The organism is Paenibacillus tyrphae, assembly GCF_027925525.1.
GTDB classification, from domain to species: Bacteria; Bacillota; Bacilli; order Paenibacillales; family NBRC-103111; genus Paenibacillus_G; species Paenibacillus_G tyrfis_B.
Map to the genome: position 1 here is coordinate 350,202 of NZ_BSDJ01000003.1, position 20,094 is coordinate 370,295.

The 20,094-nt window shown below is 54.4% G+C and carries 21 protein-coding genes and 1 other RNA gene; 20 read left to right on the top strand and 2 right to left on the bottom strand.

The genetic code is table 11. The features are described 5' to 3' along the window. The first annotated feature begins 230 nt into the window (after positions 1-230). The 3 genes from speE to QMG93_RS05285 all read left to right on the top strand — a co-directional run bounded on the left by speE (position 231) and on the right by QMG93_RS05285 (position 2,736). Positions 231-1,058, top strand: coding sequence for a polyamine aminopropyltransferase (gene speE, locus QMG93_RS05275; RefSeq protein WP_010500307.1), 828 nt, complete (start codon positions 231-233; stop codon positions 1,056-1,058). Between the two features lie 20 nt (positions 1,059-1,078). After that, positions 1,079-1,948 (top strand): agmatinase, encoded by an 870-nt coding sequence (speB, locus tag QMG93_RS05280; protein WP_063187799.1) that lies wholly within the window; start codon positions 1,079-1,081, stop codon positions 1,946-1,948. 158 nt (positions 1,949-2,106) lie between these two features. Further along, positions 2,107-2,736 (top strand): DUF2238 domain-containing protein, encoded by a 630-nt coding sequence (locus QMG93_RS05285; RefSeq protein ID WP_281934153.1) that lies wholly within the window; start codon positions 2,107-2,109, stop codon positions 2,734-2,736. Here the strand turns inward: QMG93_RS05285 and QMG93_RS05290 are convergent. Then, positions 2,717-3,592 carry a metallophosphoesterase gene (locus QMG93_RS05290; RefSeq protein ID WP_281934155.1) on the bottom strand — a complete coding sequence of 292 codons (876 nt, stop codon included), beginning with the start codon at positions 3,590-3,592 and terminating at the stop codon, positions 2,717-2,719. The genes QMG93_RS05285 and QMG93_RS05290 overlap by 20 nt on opposite strands. 262 nt (positions 3,593-3,854) lie before the next feature. Here QMG93_RS05290 and QMG93_RS05295 point away from each other — a divergent pair, with 262 nt between their 5' ends. Next, positions 3,855-4,301 (top strand): DUF1934 domain-containing protein, encoded by a 447-nt coding sequence (locus QMG93_RS05295; protein ID WP_281934157.1) that lies wholly within the window; start codon positions 3,855-3,857, stop codon positions 4,299-4,301. A gap of 4 nt (positions 4,302-4,305) precedes the next feature. Here QMG93_RS05295 and QMG93_RS05300 read toward each other — a convergent pair whose 3' ends face one another. Further along, positions 4,306-5,472: a S8 family peptidase gene (locus QMG93_RS05300; protein WP_281934159.1), complete on the bottom strand. Its 1,167-nt coding sequence runs from the start codon at positions 5,470-5,472 to the stop codon at positions 4,306-4,308. Between the two features lie 405 nt (positions 5,473-5,877). Between QMG93_RS05300 and rpoE the strand changes: the two genes are divergently transcribed. The 16 genes from rpoE to QMG93_RS05380 all read left to right on the top strand — a co-directional run bounded on the left by rpoE (position 5,878) and on the right by QMG93_RS05380 (position 19,958). Further along, the gene (gene rpoE, locus QMG93_RS05305; RefSeq protein WP_281934160.1) at positions 5,878-6,462 is read left to right on the top strand and encodes a DNA-directed RNA polymerase subunit delta; all 585 of its coding nucleotides are present in this window, start codon (positions 5,878-5,880) and stop codon (positions 6,460-6,462) included. Positions 6,463-6,726: 264 nt separating this feature from the next. Next, entirely contained in the window at positions 6,727-8,328 is a 1,602-nt protein-coding gene (locus QMG93_RS05310; protein WP_281934162.1) for a CTP synthase, read from the top strand. Between the two features lie 234 nt (positions 8,329-8,562). Then, entirely contained in the window at positions 8,563-8,955 is a 393-nt protein-coding gene (locus QMG93_RS05315) for a response regulator (protein WP_281934164.1), read from the top strand. A 170-nt stretch (positions 8,956-9,125) separates the two neighbouring features. Continuing rightward, positions 9,126-9,980 carry a class II fructose-1,6-bisphosphate aldolase gene (fba, locus tag QMG93_RS05320; RefSeq protein ID WP_063187788.1) on the top strand — a complete coding sequence of 285 codons (855 nt, stop codon included), beginning with the start codon at positions 9,126-9,128 and terminating at the stop codon, positions 9,978-9,980. A 140-nt stretch (positions 9,981-10,120) separates the two neighbouring features. Then, the gene (locus QMG93_RS05325) at positions 10,121-11,374 is read left to right on the top strand and encodes a UDP-N-acetylglucosamine 1-carboxyvinyltransferase (RefSeq protein ID WP_281934167.1); all 1,254 of its coding nucleotides are present in this window, start codon (positions 10,121-10,123) and stop codon (positions 11,372-11,374) included. 88 nt (positions 11,375-11,462) lie between these two features. Continuing rightward, positions 11,463-12,770 (top strand): transcription termination factor Rho, encoded by a 1,308-nt coding sequence (rho, locus tag QMG93_RS05330; RefSeq protein ID WP_281934169.1) that lies wholly within the window; start codon positions 11,463-11,465, stop codon positions 12,768-12,770. A 12-nt stretch (positions 12,771-12,782) separates the two neighbouring features. Then, positions 12,783-14,060: a radical SAM protein gene (locus tag QMG93_RS05335; RefSeq protein WP_281934171.1), complete on the top strand. Its 1,278-nt coding sequence runs from the start codon at positions 12,783-12,785 to the stop codon at positions 14,058-14,060. An 83-nt stretch (positions 14,061-14,143) separates the two neighbouring features. Further along, a complete protein-coding gene (rpmE, locus tag QMG93_RS05340) occupies positions 14,144-14,341 on the top strand; it encodes a 50S ribosomal protein L31 (protein ID WP_010500323.1) in 198 nt (65 codons plus the stop codon). A gap of 88 nt (positions 14,342-14,429) precedes the next feature. Next, entirely contained in the window at positions 14,430-14,816 is a 387-nt protein-coding gene (locus tag QMG93_RS05345) for a hypothetical protein (RefSeq protein WP_281934175.1), read from the top strand. A 47-nt stretch (positions 14,817-14,863) separates the two neighbouring features. Next, positions 14,864-15,127, top strand: an RNA gene (gene ffs, locus QMG93_RS05350) — signal recognition particle sRNA large type. 196 nt (positions 15,128-15,323) lie between these two features. Further along, the gene (locus QMG93_RS05355) at positions 15,324-16,385 is read left to right on the top strand and encodes an ATP-binding protein (RefSeq protein WP_281934177.1); all 1,062 of its coding nucleotides are present in this window, start codon (positions 15,324-15,326) and stop codon (positions 16,383-16,385) included. A gap of 71 nt (positions 16,386-16,456) precedes the next feature. Beyond that, entirely contained in the window at positions 16,457-18,190 is a 1,734-nt protein-coding gene (gene dnaX / locus QMG93_RS05360) for a DNA polymerase III subunit gamma/tau (RefSeq protein ID WP_281934179.1), read from the top strand. A 21-nt stretch (positions 18,191-18,211) separates the two neighbouring features. Further along, positions 18,212-18,523 carry a YbaB/EbfC family nucleoid-associated protein gene (locus tag QMG93_RS05365; protein ID WP_025851926.1) on the top strand — a complete coding sequence of 104 codons (312 nt, stop codon included), beginning with the start codon at positions 18,212-18,214 and terminating at the stop codon, positions 18,521-18,523. Positions 18,524-18,591: 68 nt separating this feature from the next. Then, positions 18,592-19,188, top strand: a complete 597-nt coding sequence (gene recR, locus QMG93_RS05370) for a recombination mediator RecR (RefSeq protein ID WP_010500328.1) — start codon at positions 18,592-18,594, stop codon at positions 19,186-19,188. A 213-nt stretch (positions 19,189-19,401) separates the two neighbouring features. Beyond that, the gene (locus QMG93_RS05375) at positions 19,402-19,689 is read left to right on the top strand and encodes a DUF2508 family protein (protein WP_281934184.1); all 288 of its coding nucleotides are present in this window, start codon (positions 19,402-19,404) and stop codon (positions 19,687-19,689) included. Beyond that, positions 19,686-19,958, top strand: coding sequence for a pro-sigmaK processing inhibitor BofA family protein (locus QMG93_RS05380; RefSeq protein ID WP_281934186.1), 273 nt, complete (start codon positions 19,686-19,688; stop codon positions 19,956-19,958). Before QMG93_RS05375 ends, QMG93_RS05380 begins: the two co-directional genes overlap by 4 nt. Positions 19,959-20,094 lie beyond the last annotated feature (136 nt).

A 20,094-nucleotide genomic window follows, 5' to 3' on the forward strand; every position in this document is an offset into this window, starting at 1 on the left:
TATGGAAAAACATAGCAGCCCATATTCACGAAGGACAGGCGGAAACGTTAATTTTTTTTGAAAAACGGACGGAACGACCCTCTTTGTATTTGCAATTTTGGGGAGATACTCTATAATACAATTTGACATGCCAGAGACAAGCTGAATCCTTGGAAAAAAGCAGATGTCCGCCCGTCTTCCGGCCCCTGTCCGGCCGGCCCTAACGAACCGAACGAAAGGTGGAATTACATATGGAATTGTGGTACACGGAGAAGCAGACCGATAACTTCGGCATTACGGCAAAAATCAGCAAAACCCACGTCACCGAAAAAACCGACTTCCAAGATCTCGCGATGATCGAAACGGAAGAATGGGGCACGATGCTCGTGCTCGACGGTATGGTCATGACGACCGTGAAGGACGAGTTCGTCTATCACGAGATGGTTGCGCATCCGGCGCTCTATACGCATCCGAATCCGAAGCACGTGCTTGTGGTCGGCGGCGGCGACGGCGGTGTGATCCGGGAAGTCATGAAGCACCCGGAAGTGGAAAAAGCGGTGCTGGTCGACATCGACGGTAAAGTCATCGAGTACTCCAAGCAGTACTTGCCGACCATCGCAGGCGAACTGGACAACCCGCGCGTAGAAGTGATCGTAAACGACGGCTACATGCACATCCACGATCATAAGAACACGTACGATGTGATCATGGTCGATTCCACCGAGCCGGTCGGTCCGGCGGTGAACCTGTTCACGCAGGGCTTCTATAAAGGCATCTACGACGCGCTGAAGGAAGACGGCATTTTCGTGGCCCAAACGGACAACCCTTGGTTCAAAGCGGATCTGATCCAAAACGTCAACCGCGACGTGAAGCAAATTTTCCCGATCGTCCGCGTGTACTGTGCGAATATCCCGACGTATCCGAGCGGCCTCTGGACCTTCACCATGGGCAGCAAGAAGCACGATCCGCTCGCCGTCGATGAAACGAAAATTCCGGAGATCGACACGAAGTATTACTCGCCGCGTCTGCATAAGGCGGCTTTCGTACTGCCGAAATTCGTGGAAGATTTGACGAAGTAAGCGGAGGAGACTAGCGACTGATGAAACTCGATCAAAAATATTCCGGCAACGTGTTCATTCTGAGCTCGGACGACTATGCGGCGTCTCGCGCCGTCATTTACGGCATGCCGATGGACTATACCGTCAGCTTCCGTCCCGGCTCCCGCTTCGGCCCTTCGCGTATCCGCGAGGTGTCGATCGGTCTGGAGGAATACAGCCCGTATTTGGATAAAAGCTTGGAAGACATCACCTATTTCGACGCAGGCGACCTGCTGCTGCCGTTCGGCAACCCGGGCCGCAGCCTCGACATCATTGGCGAATATGTACACGGACTGCTGGCCGACGGTAAGTTCCCGCTCGGCCTTGGCGGCGAGCATCTCGTTTCGTGGCCGGTCATCCAAGAGGTGTACAAGAAATACCCGGATCTTGCGCTCATCCACATCGATGCGCATGCCGATCTGCGCGAGCAGTACGAAGGCGAGCCGCTGTCCCACTCGACGCCGGTCCGCAAAGCGGCGCTGCTCATGGGCGGCAAGAACGTGTACCAGTTCGGCATCCGTTCCGGCTCCCGCGAGGAATTCCAGTTCGGACGCGAGAACATCAACTTCTATCCGTTCGAAGTGCTGGAGCCGCTCAAGAAGGTGCTGCCGGAGTTGGCCGGACGTCCGGTTTATTTGACGATCGACATCGACGTGCTCGATCCGATGTGTGCCCCGGGCACCGGTACCGCCGAAGCGGGCGGCATCACGTCCAAGGAGCTGCTCGCGGCAATTCATGCGATGGCTGCCTCCGAGTTGAACTTCGTCGGCGCCGATCTCGTCGAAGTGGCCCCGGCCTACGACCCGACGGAGCAGACCCAGATCGTCGCCAGCAAGCTCATTCGCGAAATGCTGCTGGGCTTGGTGAAGTAATCCAATCGCGCGGGAAGTACCGCCGCCATGTTTTCCCTTGTGGGAAGCATGGCGGCTTTTTGCGTCTGGCTTCCCGCCCGGTACTAGTCGAAGTTAGTACTTATTCCCTTCATTGGTTGCGGCCTACAATAGAGCCATAAAGAGAGGGGGGCTCGCGTTTGAATGCGGCAAAATCATTGGCAACAACAAAGCCTGCGTTTCCGGTTTTCGTCCTGCTGGCGTATGGGGGATTCTGGGCATGGATGGCGATAGCGCCGACAAACCGGTTCGACTGGCTGCTGGAAAATTTGCTGATCTTTCTGTGCGTGGGGGTGCTGATCGGAACCTACCGAAGGTTTCCGCTCAGTCACGGTTCTTATGTGGGGATTGCTTTGTTTTTGGCGCTTCATACGTACGGGTCGCACGGCTCCTACGGCGCGACGCCGATCGATCCGCTGCTGCAGCTGCTGTTCGGCGGGGGGCGTCTGCCATATGACCGGCTGGTGCATCTGGCTTACGGCGTGCTGCTGGCCGGACCGATCCGGGAGGCGCTTAGGAGGCTTGCAGGGGTGAGAGGCTTTGCGGCGGATGCGCTTGCCGTCGCCGTTGTGCTGGCCACCGGCGCATTTTACGAATTGATCGAGATGTGGGTCGCCGGACTGGTTGCGCCGGAGATGGGTGCGTTGTTTCTTGGATCGCAAGGCGATCCGTGGGACGCGCAGCACGATATGGAGCTTGAACTGATCGGGGCTGTGGCGGTATTGGGACTGGGGGTCTTGCTGCGCCGCCTCAACCTTTTCGCAAAGTAAACACCGTCAGCTCCGGGCGGCATAAAAAGCGGACGGGATGCGTGGAAACGCCGATCCCCCGGTTGACGAACAGCTGCAGTTTGCCGCCGCCAAGAATGTAATGCCCGAGGACATATTTCTTTCCGAATTTGGGTGCCAGCACATGTCCGTAGAACGGCAGGCGCACTTGCCCTCCGTGGCTATGTCCCGACAGCTGAAAGTCAACCGGATAGTGCACGGCAATATCGGCAAAATCGGGGCAATGCGATAGCAAAATGACGAAGTCCTCCGGTCTAACGCGGGCCAGCGCTTTGTCGGCGTCGGGATTTCCTTTCCATTGGTCGTCTACGCCTGCCATGACGAAGCTGCTCCCCTGGTGTTGAATCCGCACCATCTTATTGGTTAAGACCTCGAAAGCGGCGCTTTTTAATAGAGCTTGGACCTGCCGGGCGTCTTTATAATCGTGATTGCCCAGCACCGCATATTTTCCCAATGGAGGCCGCAGCTCCGAGAGTATGCGGGCATAGGCGTCGCCATCGGGACCGACGGCATCATCCACCAGATCTCCGGTAAAGCATACGATATCCGGTTGAATCCGGTTGATCAGTCCGATCAGTTCCGACAAATTCTTCGTATCGAAATTAAAGCCGAGGTGCACGTCGCTGAACTGCACCATTTTTATTCCGTCCAGCTGTTGGGGCAATCTTGCAAAAGACAGCATATATTCCGTGACTTCCAGCCATCTCGGCTCGGCATAACGGGCATACCCGTAGGTGGCCCCGGGCAGGGCGACGAGTCCGGCGGCGGTTACCGTCAATGTTTTCAGAAATGATCTTCTGGACAACTTTTTATTGGGGCTGCTTTCGTTGGAATCCATGTGAATGAGCAATCTCCTCGGGATGGATTGGCCGGCCTCTCACAGTGCCGAAACTTACTATAACAGACGGATGAAGGATACATTTGGTTTCCATAAATGGAAGCCCACTATTCCCATACCATCTTAGCAAGAATAAGGGTTCTTGCAAACCGCCGCCGCCCACCAGGTCCGGGCTTGTCCGGGAGCGGAAGGAAGTCCTGTCCGTGGATTGCTTTTTTTTGTACAATAGGAGGATCACAGCAGGACGGGAGAGAAAGCGAAGATGACGGAAAAGCAGCAGACTGGCGCGGGCAAGCGGGCCGTACGCATTACGCTGGAAAGCGACAGCGGCGGGGAACGGATCGTGCGGCAGATGACAGGCGAATGGTTCTCGAAGGGACGTCATGGGTACCTTCGATATGCTGAGCCTCCGGAAGCGGAGATGGGCCGTACGGTAACGACCGTCCGGGTGGAGCAGGGGGAAGTACGGATTATCCGGCACGGGGACGTATCCTTCGAGCAGAAGTTCGTTCCGGACCGGCGGCATTACGGGTATCTTCAGACGCCTCAAGGGCGGCTTGAGCTGGAAACATTCACTCAAACGCTGGACGTTTCCGCGGAAGGACCGGACGCTCTGCTTGTCGTCCGCTGGAGCTATGAGCTGTCGGTGATGGGGCAAGCGCCCGAGCGCTGCAGCATATGCCTGACCGCCGTACCCGTACCGGAGTGACCGGTTATTTGGATACGGCGGATACGCTTCGAAAGGCGTGGATTTCCTTGGCGCCGGTTATCATTTTGCGTGCTTTTATGAGATAGCGGGCATGCTTGCGCAGCAAATTTTTAATTCGCAGCGGCTTGAGATCGGGCTTTCTCGCAAGCATCAGCGCGATAACTCCTGTGACATGGGAGGTTGCCATGGATGTGCCGCTGAGCTCGTGATACTTGCCATGCAGCCAGGTGGAATATACTTTTTCCCCGGGCGCGTAGATGTTGATCTGTTTGCCGATATTGCTGAAGGGGGCAATCCGGCCTTTGCGGGTCGTCGCTCCGACGGCGATGACTTGCCGTAGCCGGGCGGGATAGTCGACCTCGGCCTGGTTGCCTTCGTTGCCCGAGGAGGCTACGACGATGATGCCGCTCCGATAGGCGCTGAGCACCGCCGCTTCCAGCGCTTTGCTGTACGTTTTCATACCGAAGCTCATATTGATGATATCGACGCCGCTGGAGACGCACCAGTCAATGCCTCCGATAATATCGGAGACGAATGCACCGCCGTGCTGATCGAAAGCCTTCACCGGATGAAGAATGGCCTGTGGCGCCACGCCGATAATGCCCCGGTGCCGGGTGTGTGCCGCGATCGTTCCCGCGATATGCGTGCCGTGGCCGTTGTCGTCAATCGGCGGCAGCTGGCGGTTCAAAATATTGACGCCCCGCGACAAGCAATGGCGAAGGTCGGGGTGCGTATAATCCGCGCCCGTGTCGATGACGCCGATGCGTACCCGTTCCCCGCGCGATCTGCTCCAAGCCTGCGGGGCACGAATATGGCGGATCCCCCAAGGGATGACGGCCTTATCGGGCGATTTTTTTTCTTCGCCGGAAGGCAGAGCGGACGAAGCATGGCCCAGGGCATGCAGCTTAATGCGCGTATCCGGCTCGATCGAGCGGATAAAAGGGGCCGAGACTGCTTCGCTGCCGGTCCGAAGCGTGCAGGAGATGGCGCGGATGAGACGGAGCGGCTGAATCTGGTGCAGCCGGGGGAGCGATTTCCGCTGCCGGCCGATTTGCCGGGCGAAAGCGGCATAATCCCGGTCGTTCAGAAACCGGATAATATGCCGCTTTTCGGTACCCTCGGAGCCTTCCATGGCTTCGTGAAGCCATGACACGAACGTCGACGGATTCATGTCGTTCCCTCCCACAGGCTCGGAAATTCCTTTTTGTATCGTATGAGGGAACGAAAGCTTCCGTATGAGCGCATGGCCTTATTCAAAATAATTAGGTGCGTAACCGTGTCAAAGCGAAAGCGGACACATACCATAAGTAGGGGAGGGTCTGGCACTCCTCCGTCTTTCATTAAGCAGGGGCAAAAGACAGCGGGCAGTCGGCGCCTCGTCTTTTGCGGATACAGTCGGAACAAGGATCACGCCTGCAGCGGACGGCGCCGAGCGCGAGCTGCCGGTGCGGTCCTTGTTTCCATTTCGGAAAATGCCGCGCGGCCAGTTGCTTTTTTACATAAAATAAGGTTTACTTATTGGTGATAGTGGATAGTTTAGTGGTAGTTAAAGACGTTGGAAGGGATGTGCCCCGAAATGAGTGCTCAAAACTTACTGCTTAAAATCGGCGCAGAGCAAGCCAAGGAAATGCCTATGGTCGACCTCGCCTTTGAGCTTCTGAAAGCGGCCAACACGCCGTATTACTATCGGGATTTGATGGCGGAGATTGCCAAAATCAAAGGTCTGTCCGATGACGAAGTCATGCAGGTCATTGCGCAATTATATACGGAGATTAATATCGACGGCCGCTTTGCGTGCGTCGGCACCAATCTGTGGGGATTGAAACGCTGGTATCCTGTCGAGAAGTCCGAGGATTCGGTGGGCAGCGGCAAGCGTCCTCGTATCATTAACGATGAGGATGACGATCTGGACGACGAGGATCTTTTCGCCGAGGAAGAAGACGTATTCGTCGAAGAAGAATACGATTCGTTCGATGCGCCTCGCGACGACGATTTTGACGCGGAAGAAGAAGTCGAGGAAGAAACCGAGTTTTTCGAAGACGAAGAACTCGAAGACGAGGACCTGGACGAGACGCTGGAAGAGGAAGAGTCCGAAGAGGATCTGGAAGATTTGGGCGATGACGACGACAGTGCGGACGACGACGAGGAAGACAATAAATAAAACAGGCTTGTCCTTGACAGCCGGGAGCGTTCAGAGTAAACTATTTTCTGGGCTTTAGATGGAACGATACGAACCTTGATGACTTTTGATAAAAAGTGCCCCGTATTTACGGGCGCTTTTTCTTTTTTTGTTGGAAAAATTTTGTGAGCTTTCGTAACTTATCGCTTCGTATCAACCTTGATAAACGTGCTTATCCTTTTAAGATAGAGACGTTGGGGCCGTTTATCCTGGATCGGGACGCAAAACTTTTGGGAGGTATTACAGATGACAAAGTACATTTTCGTGACCGGGGGCGTCGTTTCCTCCTTAGGCAAAGGCATCACGGCCGCATCGCTCGGAAGACTGCTTAAAAACCGCGGACTGAAAGTCACGATCCAGAAGTTCGATCCTTACATTAACGTGGACCCGGGAACGATGAGCCCTTACCAGCACGGGGAAGTGTTCGTCACCGACGACGGCGCGGAAACGGATCTTGACCTCGGACACTACGAACGCTTTATCGACATCAACCTGTCGAAAAACAGCAATGTCACCACGGGGAAAGTGTACTCCTCCGTCATTGCCAAAGAGCGCCGCGGCGAATATTTGGGCGGGACCGTGCAGGTCATCCCGCACATTACGAACGAAATCAAGGAGCGGGTATTCCGCGCCGGACGCGAAGCGCATTCGGACGTTGTCATTACCGAGATCGGCGGTACGGTGGGCGATATCGAGAGCTTACCGTTCCTTGAAGCGATTCGTCAGATCAAGAGCGACATCGGCCGTGAGAACGTCATGTATATTCACGTCACGCTCATTCCTTATTTGAAAGCGGCCGGCGAAGTGAAAACGAAGCCGACTCAACACAGCGTCAAAGAGCTGCGCAGCATCGGCATCCAGCCGCATGTGATCGTCTGCCGGACGGAGCATCCACTGACCGAGGACATGAAGCGCAAGCTGGGGCAGTTCTGCGATGTCGACCCGGGCGCTGTAATCGAGTGCATCGACGCCGAGACGTTGTACGAAGTGCCGCTGATGCTGCGCGAGCAAGGGCTTGACGACATCGTCGTCAACCACCTGAAGCTGTCCACGAACGAGCCGGACATGACGGAGTGGGAAAGCCTCGTAAATCGGGTGAAGTCGCTTAAGACGACGACCGAAATTGCGATTGTCGGCAAATACGTGGCTCTGCACGACGCTTATCTCAGCATTGTCGAATCGCTCGGCCACGCCGGAATCGACTGCAATACCGAAGTCAAAATCCGTTGGATCAATGCGGAGGAAGTCTCCGACGATAACGTGGACCAGCTGCTCTCCGGCGTTCAGGGCATTCTGGTGCCGGGCGGCTTCGGCGACCGCGGTATCGAAGGCAAGGTGACGGCGATCCGTTACGCGCGCGAGAACAAAATCCCGTTCTTCGGCATTTGTCTCGGCATGCAGGTGGCCGTTGTCGAATATGCCCGCTCGGTGGTAGGGCTCGAAGGCGCGAACAGCTCGGAGATTCATCCGACGACGCCTTACCCGGTCATCGACCTGCTTCCGGAGCAGAAGGATATCGAAGACCTTGGCGGAACGATGCGCCTTGGCCTGTATCCTTGCAAGCTCAAGGAAGGATCGCTTGCGATGCGCTGCTACGATGACGAGCTCGTTTATGAGCGCCATCGCCACCGGTACGAGTTCAACAACGAGTACCGTGACCGCATCGAAGCGGCCGGCTTGCAGATTTCCGGCACAAGCCCGGACGGGCGTTTGGTCGAGATTATCGAATGCCCGGACCATCCGTGGTTCCTGGCCGTGCAATTCCACCCGGAATTCACCTCGAGACCGAACCGTCCGCAGCCGTTGTTCAAGCATTTCGTACAAGCGGCCTACAAGCATTCCAAATAAATCGCTGTGCGCAGCTATCGAAGCAGGAGACGTATCCGGCATGAACCGGACGCGTCTCCTGTTTTTTGTACCCCAAGGAGCGAACGGTTTGTGCATGTCTGCTTAATTTGTAAAAGTTTTCAACTTTTTTTGAAGATACGGCAGGAATCGCGGGAGCGGCAGCGAATACTGTTATTGCGGGCATAACAGAACGGAATTCTTAACCTCAGGGAAACAGAATAGGAGGATACCTCGATGAAAAAGAAGCTGCTCATAGTTGACGATGAAAACGGCATCCGCATCCTGTTGATGGAGGTCTTCAGCAGCGAAGGCTATGAAACCTATCAGGCTTCCAACGGTAAACTCGCACTCGAGATTGTAAGAAACGTATCGCCCGATCTGGTTTTGCTCGATATGAAGATACCGGGCATGGACGGTCTCGATATCCTCAAGCACATTAAAAGCATTGATGCATCGATCAAAGTCATCATGATGACGGCATACGGCGAACTGGACATGATCAAGGAAGCGACCGATCTCGGCGCGATCATGCACTTCACGAAGCCGTTCGACATCGACGAGCTGCGCCAAGCCGTCAACCAGCAGTTGCGAACTCCTAACAATAACTCTTACGCCGTAGGATCCTGATGAGGGTCCTCTTTTTTCTTGAGCGGTTCCCGGAGTCTATCGTCTTGGGCGAGGTGTGCGATAGATTATTAACGTTTGTCGCGATCTATGATATAATGGGCCAGTATGACAAAAGAGTACAGATAAGCACTCTGGCACGGTCATTAACGACATAGGAGGAGAGAACCACCATGCCACTCGTTTCAATGAACGAATTTTTGCCTAAAGCAAAAGCGAACAAGTACGCAGTAGGTCAGTTCAATATGAATAACTTGGAATTTGCCCAAGCTATTACGGAAGCGGCAGAAGAATTGAAATCCCCGTTTATTTTCGGCGTATCCGAAGGCGCGCTGAAGTATATGGGCATCGAATTTACGGTAGCGATCGCGGAAGCAGCCGCTAAAAAATCCGGTCTTCCGATCGCCCTGCATCTTGACCATGGCAGCAGCTTTGAAGTCGCCATGAAATGTATCCGCGCAGGCTTCAGCTCCGTCATGTTCGACGGTTCCCATTATTCCTTTGAAGAAAATATCCGTCTGACCAAAGAGGTCGTGAAAGCTGCGCATGCGATGGGCGTATCCGTCGAAGGCGAGCTTGGAACGATCGGCGGCGTGGAAGACGACATTAGCGTAGATGAGTCCGCTGCCAACTTGGCGAAACCGGAAGAAGCGATCCGCTTCTACGAAGAGACAGGTGTCGACTGCCTGGCGATTGCCGTAGGTACGGCACACGGTATGTATGCCGGCGAACCAAACATCCATTTCGATATTATCGAGAAGGTATCCAAAGCGATTCCGGTTCCGGTTGTATTGCACGGCGGCTCCGGCGTACCGGACGAAATGATCCGCAAGTCCATCGAAGCCGGCGTAGGCAAAATCAACGTGAACACCGAGAATCAAGTGGCTTGTACGCAAACGATCCGCGAAGTTCTTAACAAAGACGCGAAAGTGTACGATCCTCGCAAATACCTCACTCCTGCCCGCAAAGCCATGGTTGAAGTGGTGAAATCCAAAATCCAGCTGTTCGGAAGCGCCAACCAAGCTTAATCGACCACAGCGGGAAATACACCGGGATTCGGTGTATTTCCCTCTCTTCTTTTGTAAACGTAGGCACGGAACCCAACTTAGACGAGTTTGCACCTGACTGGTAATGCGTTAAAGCAGTGAAGTGGGAGGAAGAACAACGAATGGAGAAATTGATGATCGCCGGTGGGCGCCCGCTGCGGGGAACGGTTCAAATCAGCGGGGCCAAGAATAGCGCGATTGCGCTTATTCCGGCCGCCATTTTATCGGAAACGGCTGTTACGCTCGATAATTTGCCTATCCTTAGCGACGTGGCGATTTATACCGAGCTGCTTCAGGAACTCGGCGCATCGGTAGAATGGAGCAAGGATCAGATGATGATCGATCCGAGCCGGCTGTTATCCCGGCCGATGCCGAACGGGAACGTGAAGAAGCTTAGAGCTTCCTACTATTTGATGGGAGCCTTGCTCGGGCGTTTCGGCGAGGCGACGATAGGTTTGCCTGGCGGCTGCAATTTCGAACCGCGGCCGATCGATCAGCATATCAAAGGTTTTGAGGCACTGGGGGCACGAATTTCGAACGAAAACGGCGCCCTGCACATCCAAGCGAAGGAATTACGCGGAGCTAAAATCTATCTGGACGTCGTCAGCGTAGGGGCGACGATTAACATCATGCTGGCGGCCTCGCGGGCCAAAGGCGTCACAACCATTGAAAATGCGGCAAAAGAGCCTGAAATTATAGATGTAGCTACACTTTTGAACTCCATGGGCGCCAAAATCAAAGGCGCAGGAACCGAAACGATCCGGATCGAGGGCGTCGATGCGCTGCACGGCTGCCGTCATTCGATCATTCCGGACCGCATTCAAGCAGGGACTTACATGATTGCTGCAGCGGCGACGCGCGGCGACGTCATTGTCGATAATGTCATTCCGAAGCATATGGAAGCTCTAACCGCCAAATTGCAGGAAATGGGCGTACATATTTACGAAATGGACGAATCGATCCGTGTAGTCGGACAGCCGGAATACGAAGCCGTGGACGTGAAAGCGCTCGTATATCCTGGATTTGCGACCGACTTGCAGTCTCCGATGAGCAGTCTGCTGACGCAGACGCGCGGAGTCAGCATTTTGAGCGACTACGTGTACAGCAACCGGTTCAAGCATGTCCCGGAGCTGATGCGTATGGGGGCCAAGATCAAAGTGGAAGGTCGTTCCGCCGTCATCGAAGGCAGTCAGCTAAGCGCGGCCAAGGTCAAAGCGACCGATCTTCGCGCGGGCGCATCGCTGGTTATCGCAGGACTGACGGTTGAGGACGGCGTTACGGAAATTACCGGCGTTGAATATATCGACAGAGGCTACGATCATCTGGTAACCAATCTATCGAATTTAGGAGCGGAAGTTTGGCGGCAGAATGATTAGGAACGGTATAGATTGCTCCGAAATTGGGTAAGGCTAGAGTATATTTTGCGCTGGCTTGAAAAATTAATAGTTTGGTGGTTGAAAATTTATGGATATGCATCTCTCTCAGCTTGAAGCGTTGAAGCTCACAGAGCTTTACAAGCTAGCTAAAAAACATCAAATCCCGTACTACGGCCAAATGAAGAAGAAGGAACTCATTTTTGCCATTCTACGCGCACAGGCCGAACAAAGCGGCTTGATGTTCATGGAGGGTGTGCTCGACGTCCTGCAGGAAGGCTTCGGTTTTCTGCGGCCGATCAACTATTTGCCGAGCTCGGAGGACATCTACATCTCCGCTTCGCAAATTCGCAGATTCGACCTGCGTTCCGGCGATGTCGTATCCGGCAAATGCCGGCCTCCCAAGGAGAACGAACGTTACTTCGGGCTGCTGCACGTGGAAGCCGTCAACGGCGAAGACCCGGATACGGCCTCGGAACGGCTGCATTTCGCAGCGCTTACTCCTCTTTATCCGCAAAGGAAACTGGTTCTGGAAACCTCTCCTACGAAACTGTCCACCCGCTTGATGGATCTTCTGGCTCCTGTAGGCTTTGGCCAACGCGGCTTGATCGTAGCCCCGCCGAAAGCGGGAAAAACGCTGCTGCTCAAGGAAATCGCCAACAGCATCTCGACCAATCACCCGGACGTCAAGCTGTTCGTTCTCTTGATCGACGAACGTCCGGAGGAGGTTACCGACATGCAGCGCTCCGTCAACGGGGAAGTGATCGCTTCCACCTTCGACGAGGTGCCGGAGAATCACATCAAGGTCGCGGAGCTTGTGCTGGAACGCGCACAGCGGCTTGTGGAGCATAAGAAGGACGTCGTTATTTTGCTGGACAGCATTACGCGTCTGGCGCGGGCTTACAACCTCGTCGTACCGCCGACGGGCCGGACGCTGTCCGGGGGGATCGATCCCGGGGCCTTCCATCGGCCAAAACGTTTCTTCGGCGCCGCGCGCAATATCGAAGAAGGCGGCAGCCTGACGATTCTCGCGACAGCCTTGATCGAAACCGGCTCGCGGATGGACGACGTCATCTATGAAGAATTTAAAGGAACCGGGAACCTGGAGCTTCATCTGGACCGCAAGCTGGCGGAACGCCGCATTTTCCCGGCTATCGATATCCGCCGCTCGGGTACGCGCCGCGAAGAAATGCTCCTGACGAAGGAAGAGCTCGACAAAGTATGGGCGATCCGCAAAGGAATGAACGATTCGCACGATTATATCGATGCGTTCCTCAAAAAATTCGCCGAGACGAAAACGAACCAAGAGTTTCTGGACACCCTCGATCCGAACGGCGGCAGCCCGCAATCGGGCGGAAGCGGCGGCACATCCCGTCGGGTCAAGCACTCCGTCTCGTAGAAGGAGGACCTTATGAATCTGGTTTATGCGGACCGTGACGGCAACCTGTTCGACCATCCGGAATACACGGGCCTTGGCCGCAGCGGCGAGCTGGTAACGGAAATGATGGAAGACGAGCTGATTCCGCTGCCCGAAGGAGCTACCCTCGTCAGTCTGCCCGATACGCGGCCGATCGGCGTGCATAAGCGGACGGGCGAAATGCAGGTGGTGTCGGGGGACTTCACCGCGGTCGGAGCTTTGCTCCCGCAGAGCTTTACCCGCCTGCTGCTGCCGGGTTACGTGAAGGCCGACAAATCCAAAATGCTGCCTTTGTTCGGCTACACGGCGGTTGTTTGGAAAGACGGCGGCTTCTACGTCGCAGCCGAGGCTTGTGACGATCCGGAGCGCTGGAACCCGCGCAACTGCGATCCCGACGAATTGGAGCTCGGAGTCAAGCGGATTCTTGGAGAGTACAAGGACAACCGGCTGTTTCAGCATTTGTCCAATTGTGCCCTTGGATATGAGTGCCTGACAGCTTCCAATACGTTTTTGAACCGCTGGGAGGGGGCTGTTCCGGTCTCGTTTTCCTGTAATGCGGGCTGCTTCGGATGTATCTCCGAGCAGCCGGAGGATAGCGGGTTTCCGGCGCCGCAGACCCGGATGAACTTCAAGCCTACGACGGAAGAAGTCGTGCAGGTCATGCTGGAGCACTTGAAGACGCCTGAGAGCATCATCAGCTTCGGGCAAGGCTGCGAAGGCGAGCCGTCCACCCAAGCCAAGACGATCATCGAAGCGATCCGCGAAGTGCGGAGCCGCACGGATCTCGGCTTCATTAACATCAACACGAACGCCGGCTTGACCGATCATATCCGCGGCATCGTGGACGCCGGTCTCGATCTGATGCGCGTCAGCACGATCAGCGCGCTGGACGACCATTACAACGCCTACTACAAGCCGCGCGGCTATACGCTACGCAATGTCGAGAAATCGCTGCGCTACGCCGCCGACAAAGGGGTAGTCACGTCGATCAACTATCTTATTTTCCCCGGAGTTACCGACCGGGAGGAAGAGATCGAAGCCATGATCGAATTCGCCCGCCGGACCGATCTGAAGCTGATCCAGCTGCGCAACCTGAACATCGACCCGGAAAGCTATTTGAGCCTCATTCCTGCGGCCCGGGGCGAACGGTACGGCATGAAGCAGATGCTGGAGATTTTCCGGGAGGAGCTGCCGGATGTCGTGCTCGGGTCGTATACGCACATTCCGGACGAGCTGGCGGAACGGCGCAAGAAACAGTTGCAGCGCGGCTAACGGACGTGTTATAATCGCTCATGTGTGTTTAAATGATAACTCTGATTCACATGGTGTTTCAGGGCAAAAGAGGTGAAAGGGCAATGAAAACAGCGATTCATCCGACTTATCATCAAACGACGGTTACTTGCGCATGCGGTAACACGTTTGAAACGGGATCCATTAAGCAAAATCTTCGTGTAGAGATTTGCTCCGCTTGCCACCCGTTCTTTACCGGGAAGCAAAAATTTGTGGATGCCGGCGGTCGCGTCGATAAATTCAAAAAGAAATACGGCATGTAATTTGTTGCCAGCAGCATAACGGCATAAGCGCGCCTCCTGTGGCTATCCTAAGATCATCCGATCTTAGAGCTGCAGGAGGTGTTTTCATTTGTTAAGATCGCTTGCCGTTCTGTTGAGCGCAGCTTTGGCGTTGTCCGGGCTTCCGGCGTGTCAGCAGAAGTACACCAAAAATTCCGCGACGCATACCCGGGACGGCGTGCTCGGGATTACCGAGACGAACCCGAATATGCCGCTCAGCGCCAGCTTCCGAACATATCCCGATGATCTGCGTGTCATGCAGAATGCGATCGGCCAACGGTTTCCGAACGTCAGCATCGCGAGCATCAGCTTGAACGGACCGACGGCCTACGTTCGTTTGACTGCTCCCGCCCATACTCCGCCGGAAGAGATCGAACGAATCCGTCAGGGAGCAACCGAAGCTTTAGCCGCCGCCGCGCCGAGATATAACGCTAACGTTACCGTTATTGCTAAATAACCCCTTGAGGTTGCTATTTGGACACGAATCGACTATACTTATCTATGCCGTGCTAGACGGGGAGGTAGCGGTGCCCTGTAACCCGCAATCCGCTGCAGCGGGGTCGAACGCCTATACGCGGTATTGCGATGTAAGGTTTGGGTTTTAAAGTTGGTGTTGAGAGTCGGGTCCTCCGCAATGGATGCCTGTGAATCTGGTCAGGTCCGGAAGGAAGCAGCCATAAGCAGGAAGTTTCATGTGCCGGAGGGTGGCCTAACTTGAGCTGACGATAAAAATTCCACTTGGATCGTAATATCAAGGTAGGTGCGCGGTTTCCTAATATTAAAAAACAATAACACCAAGATCATGAGCTGTTAAAGCTTGTCGAACTTGGTGTTTTTTTGTATTTGGCAGAAGGAAAATGAAAAAATTAGGAGAATTGTATACTAAAGTTAACCAGGCTAAGTAAACCATAATCATACACCCATTGCGCTCGGCTATCCGCTGATTAATGGGGGGAGGAAGACGATGCGGCACGAACTGACCTTGCTACAACGCTTTGCCGGCATATTCCTTAGGGACGTGAATCTGGGAGTGATGCTGATCAATACCGAATTTGAGCTGATCGATATCAGCGACATGGCTTGCCGCGTGCTGGGGTTAGAAAGAGAAAAGGTACTCCATCAGGCGCTTGATTCCATTTTTGCCGACCTGCCTGCCGAGCACTGGCTGGTACAGCGGAGTATATTGGACGGAATGGTCGTACGCAACCATGCCTTGTCTTGGACCAATAACCAGGAGCGATACGAGCTGCTGGTCGATTCCAGTGTGCTACGGGATGAAGACGAACGGATCGTCGGCGCTTATCTTATTTTCAAGGACGTCACCAACCTGCGTTCCCTGGAGGAGCAGGTGCAGCGCAGCGACCGTCTGGCGATGATCGGCCAAATCGCCGCAGGCACGGCCCATGAAATCCGTAACCCGCTCACGTCGATCAAGGGCTTTTTGCAAGTTCTGCGCAAAACCTTTCAGGAACAGGGTATGGAGCGCGAAGACGGGTATACCGTGGTGATGCTGAAAGAAATCAATCGGATCAACGAGCTGGTCAACGAATTTTTGCTGCTCGGCAAGCCGAAGAACGTTACATACGATGAAGTGGATATCTCCGAAGTGCTGCGGGACATTTTGCCTATTATCAATAACGAAGCGATCCTGCACCGGGTCGTTGTTCAATATGAGTCGCTTTACGGATTGCCACATGTGGTCGCAGACCGTGAGATGCTAAAGCAGGTGTTTCTCAATATAAGCAAAAATGGAATCGAAGCGATGGGAGAAGGGGGCATTTTGACGGTAAGCGAGAAAGTCAATTTGGAGGAACGCTTGGTCAATATTGAGATTCATGATACCGGTCCGGGCATTCCCGCCTATGTGATCGATAAAATTTTCGATCCGTTCTTTACGACCAAAGCGGAAGGGACGGGATTGGGCCTATCGGTTTGCCAGCGGATCATTCACGATATCGGAGGGCATATCCGGGTATCGTCCAAAGGGTACGGCACGACGTTTACCGTCAGTATTCCGTTTCCTTAAAAGCGGCGCGGCTTCAATCCTCCCTCCAAGTGTAGTATAATAGACGACAAACAATCATTGGAGAGGGCAAGATGGCACATATCGCCTTATATCGAACGTGGCGGCCGCAGTCGTTCCACGATATGGTCGGCCAAAAGCATATTGTCCAAACCTTACAAAACTCGCTTCGCGAAGGGCGGTTCAGCCACGCCTATTTGTTCAGCGGTCCCCGCGGGACCGGGAAAACGACCACGGCCAAAATATTGGCCAAAGCCGTCAACTGCTTGAACGGTCCGGGCATCGAGCCTTGCAACGAATGCGAGGCGTGCGTACGCATTACCGAAGGTGCGGTCATGGACGTCGTCGAGATCGATGCCGCCTCCAACCGCGGCGTGGATGAAATCCGCGACATCCGGGATAAAGTCAAATATGCGCCGACCGAGGTGCGCCAGAAGGTGTATATCATCGACGAGGTGCATATGCTGACGACGGAGGCGTTCAACGCGCTGCTCAAGACGCTGGAGGAACCGCCGCCCCATGTCATGTTTATTTTGGCTACGACGGAGCCTCACAAGCTGCCAGCGACGATTATTTCGCGCTGTCAGCGGTTTGATTTTCGCCGTGTCTCGCTTGAGGAGCAGGTCGAGCGGCTGCGTCAAGTATGCGCCGACGAACGGATTGAAAGCGACGATGACGCCCTGGCGTTCATCGCGCGGCTATCCGATGGCGGAATGCGCGATGCGCTCAGCTTACTCGATCAGATCATTGCATTTTCAGGCGAGCGGGTGACGTATGACGACGTATTGTCGATCACAGGCGGGATGGCTTCGGATCAATTCGAGCGCCTGGTGATGGCGATACAGGATCGGGACGTAGGCGCCGCTTTGCGGTTAATCGATACGTTCATGCAGGAAGGCAAAAGCGCCGACAAGTGCATGGAGAGCCTGATTTATTATTTCCGCGACCTGTTGATGGTCAAAATGGTTCCCGGCTCGCAGGCGCTCACCGAGCGCATTCTCGACGTGAAGCGGTTTGCCGAGGTGGCGCAGCGGTTTTCGGCCGATGCGTTGATTGCTATGATCGATACGTTGAACTATTATCAGACGGAGATGAAATATTCCGTTCAGCCGCAGACGCTGCTGGAAGTCGCGCTCATGAAGCTTTGCAGTCAGGCGGGCGCATCGTCCGCTCCGACAGGCGGGGCGCCGGCCTTGGAACGTCAGGATGGGGTAGTCGGACAATTGATGAACCGCATTCAGCGGTTGGAGGAGCAACTGTCTCAGTTGCTCAAGCAGGGGGTCGCTCCCGCAGCCTCGGGTCCCGTATCCGGTGCAAGCTCGCGTCCGGCACCTGCGCCTGCCGTCACCAAGAAGATCGAGAAGCTGGACGCATACCTGCAGGGCAGGGATGATCCGGCTTTCCGCAACGTCGTTCAGCAGTGGAGCCAGGTGCTTGGTCGGGTCAAAGAGCTCAAAATCACCGTTCATGCGTGGCTCGTGGACGGGGAGCCCGTCTCCGTTCATGACAGCAACGTGCTCGTAGCTTTCAAGAGCGCGATGCACCGGGAGACGACCGAGAAGCCGGCCAACAAGCAGCTGATCGAACAAGCGTTGGCCGAGGTTTACGGTCAGCCATACCGTCTTGTGACCATGATGCTGAAGGATTGGAAGGCTGCTGCCGACCAAGCGAAGCCGGGCGACGGACCGAAGGAGGAGCTGCAGCTCGTTCCGGAGGACGAAGGGGCATCCGGCGGCGCGAAAGAAGAATGGATCAGCGAAGCCATTCAATTGTTTGGGGAAGATTTGGTTAAAATTAAAGAAGATTAAGCGACGAGGAGCGTGTCTTTCATGAACAACATGAATCAGATGATGAAGCAAGTGAAAAAAATGCAGGAGCAAATGCTCAAAGCTCAGGAGGATCTCGCGAACCGCACCGTCGAAGGAACGTCCGGTGGCGGCGTCGTCAGCGTAACGGTAAACGGACAAAAGAAAGTTACGGCCGTTGTCATCAAGCCGGAAGCGGTCGATCCGGACGACGTGGAAATGCTGCAGGATCTGGTGCTTAGCGCCATCAACGACGCGATGACCAAAGCCGAAGAAATGGCCGGCAAAGAAATGTCCAAATTAACCGGCGGTATGAATATCCCGGGATTGTTCTAATCGAAGCCGAATCAAGCCCCAGAACCTACTCTGGGGTTTTCAACTTTAATGCGTGAGGAGCCAATCGCTTGTTTTATCCGGAACCGCTAGCCAAACTGATCGATTCCTTCTCCCGTCTGCCGGGGATCGGACCCAAGACGGCGGGGCGTCTTGCTTTTCATGTGCTGCGCATGAAGGAAGACGATGTCATCGACTTTGCCAAAGCTCTGGTCAATGTCAAACGCAATCTGCACTATTGCTCGGTATGCTGCAATATTACCGATACCGATCCTTGCCGTATTTGTCAGGATAAAAGCCGGGACGCTTCCGTCATTTGCGTCGTGCAGGAGCCCAAAGACTTGGTTGCCATGGAGCGGACCAAGGAATTTAACGGCTACTATCATGTTCTCCACGGGGCGATTTCCCCGATGGAAGGCATCGGTCCTGACGAAATCCGGATCGCCGATCTTCTGAAGCGGCTGAGCGACGAACAGGTGCAGGAGCTGATTCTGGCGACGAACCCGAATATCGAAGGCGAAGCGACTGCGATGTATTTATCCAGGCTCGTCCGTCCGTTCGGCCTCAAGGTGACCCGGATTGCGCACGGATTGCCAGTCGGAGGAGATCTGGAGTATGCGGACGAGGTAACCTTGACCAAGGCGCTGGAAGGCAGAAGAGAACTGTAATGAAATATTGATTTGATACCACAAGAAGCCGGCCTGCAGTCGTCCATTTGCGGTTACGCATGGGTTGCTGTAAGCTCTCGAAGCATGATTTGCGCGGTTCCCCGCGTGGATGCTTTCGAGAAGGCTTCTTTTTGGTTCTAACCCGGCTAAGCTCCCTATAAATATTTAAGTAGCAGGACAAACCTGGAGACTTGAATCGGGAGGTTGGCGGAGATGAAGCTTTGGAGATGGGAAATAGGAAGCAAGAAAGACCGCCTGCAGCGCGAAGCCGTTGAGCAAGACCGTCTGCTGCTGGTGGAAGAAATCCGCAAAGCCCATATGGAATGGGAAGTAGCGCAGAGACGCTTTGATTACGTCGTGGAAAAAGAACAGATCGATTATGCCATCTTTGCCCTCGAAGCGGCGGAGAAACGATTCGAAATGCTGCTGAAGCAAGCCAAAAACCTAAATATCACGGCTAAAGAAGCATGTGCCGCCCGTTCGATGGAGGTGTCTTCGTGAAATCGTACTTGCTGTGGAGCGTGCTCGTCGGGTCCGGTTTATTGTTAGGATTGGTCATGCTGCGCAATCGGTATGCGTTCCAATGGCTAGGTATGTTTTGCCTGCATATTGCATTTGCTTCGATTTTGTTGTATATTCTAAATCTGTTCAGTTCATACACGCATTTGGAGCTGCCTCTGAACGTAGTGACGGTTGGGACCGTAAGCGTTCTGGGCTTGCCCGGACTAGCCGCTTTGGCGGCGCTGAAATTGTGGGTCGTTGGGGTTTAACCTCGATTCCAAAAAAAGTCCAAAAAAAATGCTTGCAATCTATTGAGCGGATGTGATATATTATAAAAGTCGCCGCTAAACGAGACGACAACAACCGACAAAGTTGAATAGCCTAACGGCGCGGCTTTTGTCGATC

Excerpts from the sequence above, each read along its gene's own strand:
- rpoE (WP_281934160.1), top strand. The coding sequence starts at position 5,878 with ATGAGTGCTCAAAACTTACTGCTTAAAATCGGCGCAGAGCAAGCCAAG.
- rpmE (WP_010500323.1), top strand. The coding sequence starts at position 14,144 with ATGAAAACAGCGATTCATCCGACTTATCATCAAACGACGGTTACTTGC.
- QMG93_RS05325 (WP_281934167.1), top strand. The coding sequence starts at position 10,121 with ATGGAGAAATTGATGATCGCCGGTGGGCGCCCGCTGCGGGGAACGGTT.
- QMG93_RS05290 (WP_281934155.1), bottom strand. The coding sequence starts at position 3,592 with ATGGATTCCAACGAAAGCAGCCCCAATAAAAAGTTGTCCAGAAGATCA.
- QMG93_RS05335 (WP_281934171.1), top strand. The coding sequence starts at position 12,783 with ATGAATCTGGTTTATGCGGACCGTGACGGCAACCTGTTCGACCATCCG.
- dnaX (WP_281934179.1), top strand. The coding sequence starts at position 16,457 with ATGGCACATATCGCCTTATATCGAACGTGGCGGCCGCAGTCGTTCCAC.
- QMG93_RS05375 (WP_281934184.1), top strand. The coding sequence starts at position 19,402 with ATGAAGCTTTGGAGATGGGAAATAGGAAGCAAGAAAGACCGCCTGCAG.
- speE (WP_010500307.1), top strand. The coding sequence starts at position 231 with ATGGAATTGTGGTACACGGAGAAGCAGACCGATAACTTCGGCATTACG.
- QMG93_RS05355 (WP_281934177.1), top strand. The coding sequence starts at position 15,324 with ATGCGGCACGAACTGACCTTGCTACAACGCTTTGCCGGCATATTCCTT.
- QMG93_RS05295 (WP_281934157.1), top strand. The coding sequence starts at position 3,855 with ATGACGGAAAAGCAGCAGACTGGCGCGGGCAAGCGGGCCGTACGCATT.
- QMG93_RS05365 (WP_025851926.1), top strand. The coding sequence starts at position 18,212 with ATGAACAACATGAATCAGATGATGAAGCAAGTGAAAAAAATGCAGGAG.
- speB (WP_063187799.1), top strand. The coding sequence starts at position 1,079 with ATGAAACTCGATCAAAAATATTCCGGCAACGTGTTCATTCTGAGCTCG.
- QMG93_RS05315 (WP_281934164.1), top strand. The coding sequence starts at position 8,563 with ATGAAAAAGAAGCTGCTCATAGTTGACGATGAAAACGGCATCCGCATC.
- fba (WP_063187788.1), top strand. The coding sequence starts at position 9,126 with ATGCCACTCGTTTCAATGAACGAATTTTTGCCTAAAGCAAAAGCGAAC.
- QMG93_RS05310 (WP_281934162.1), top strand. The coding sequence starts at position 6,727 with ATGACAAAGTACATTTTCGTGACCGGGGGCGTCGTTTCCTCCTTAGGC.
- QMG93_RS05300 (WP_281934159.1), bottom strand. The coding sequence starts at position 5,472 with ATGAATCCGTCGACGTTCGTGTCATGGCTTCACGAAGCCATGGAAGGC.
- rho (WP_281934169.1), top strand. The coding sequence starts at position 11,463 with ATGGATATGCATCTCTCTCAGCTTGAAGCGTTGAAGCTCACAGAGCTT.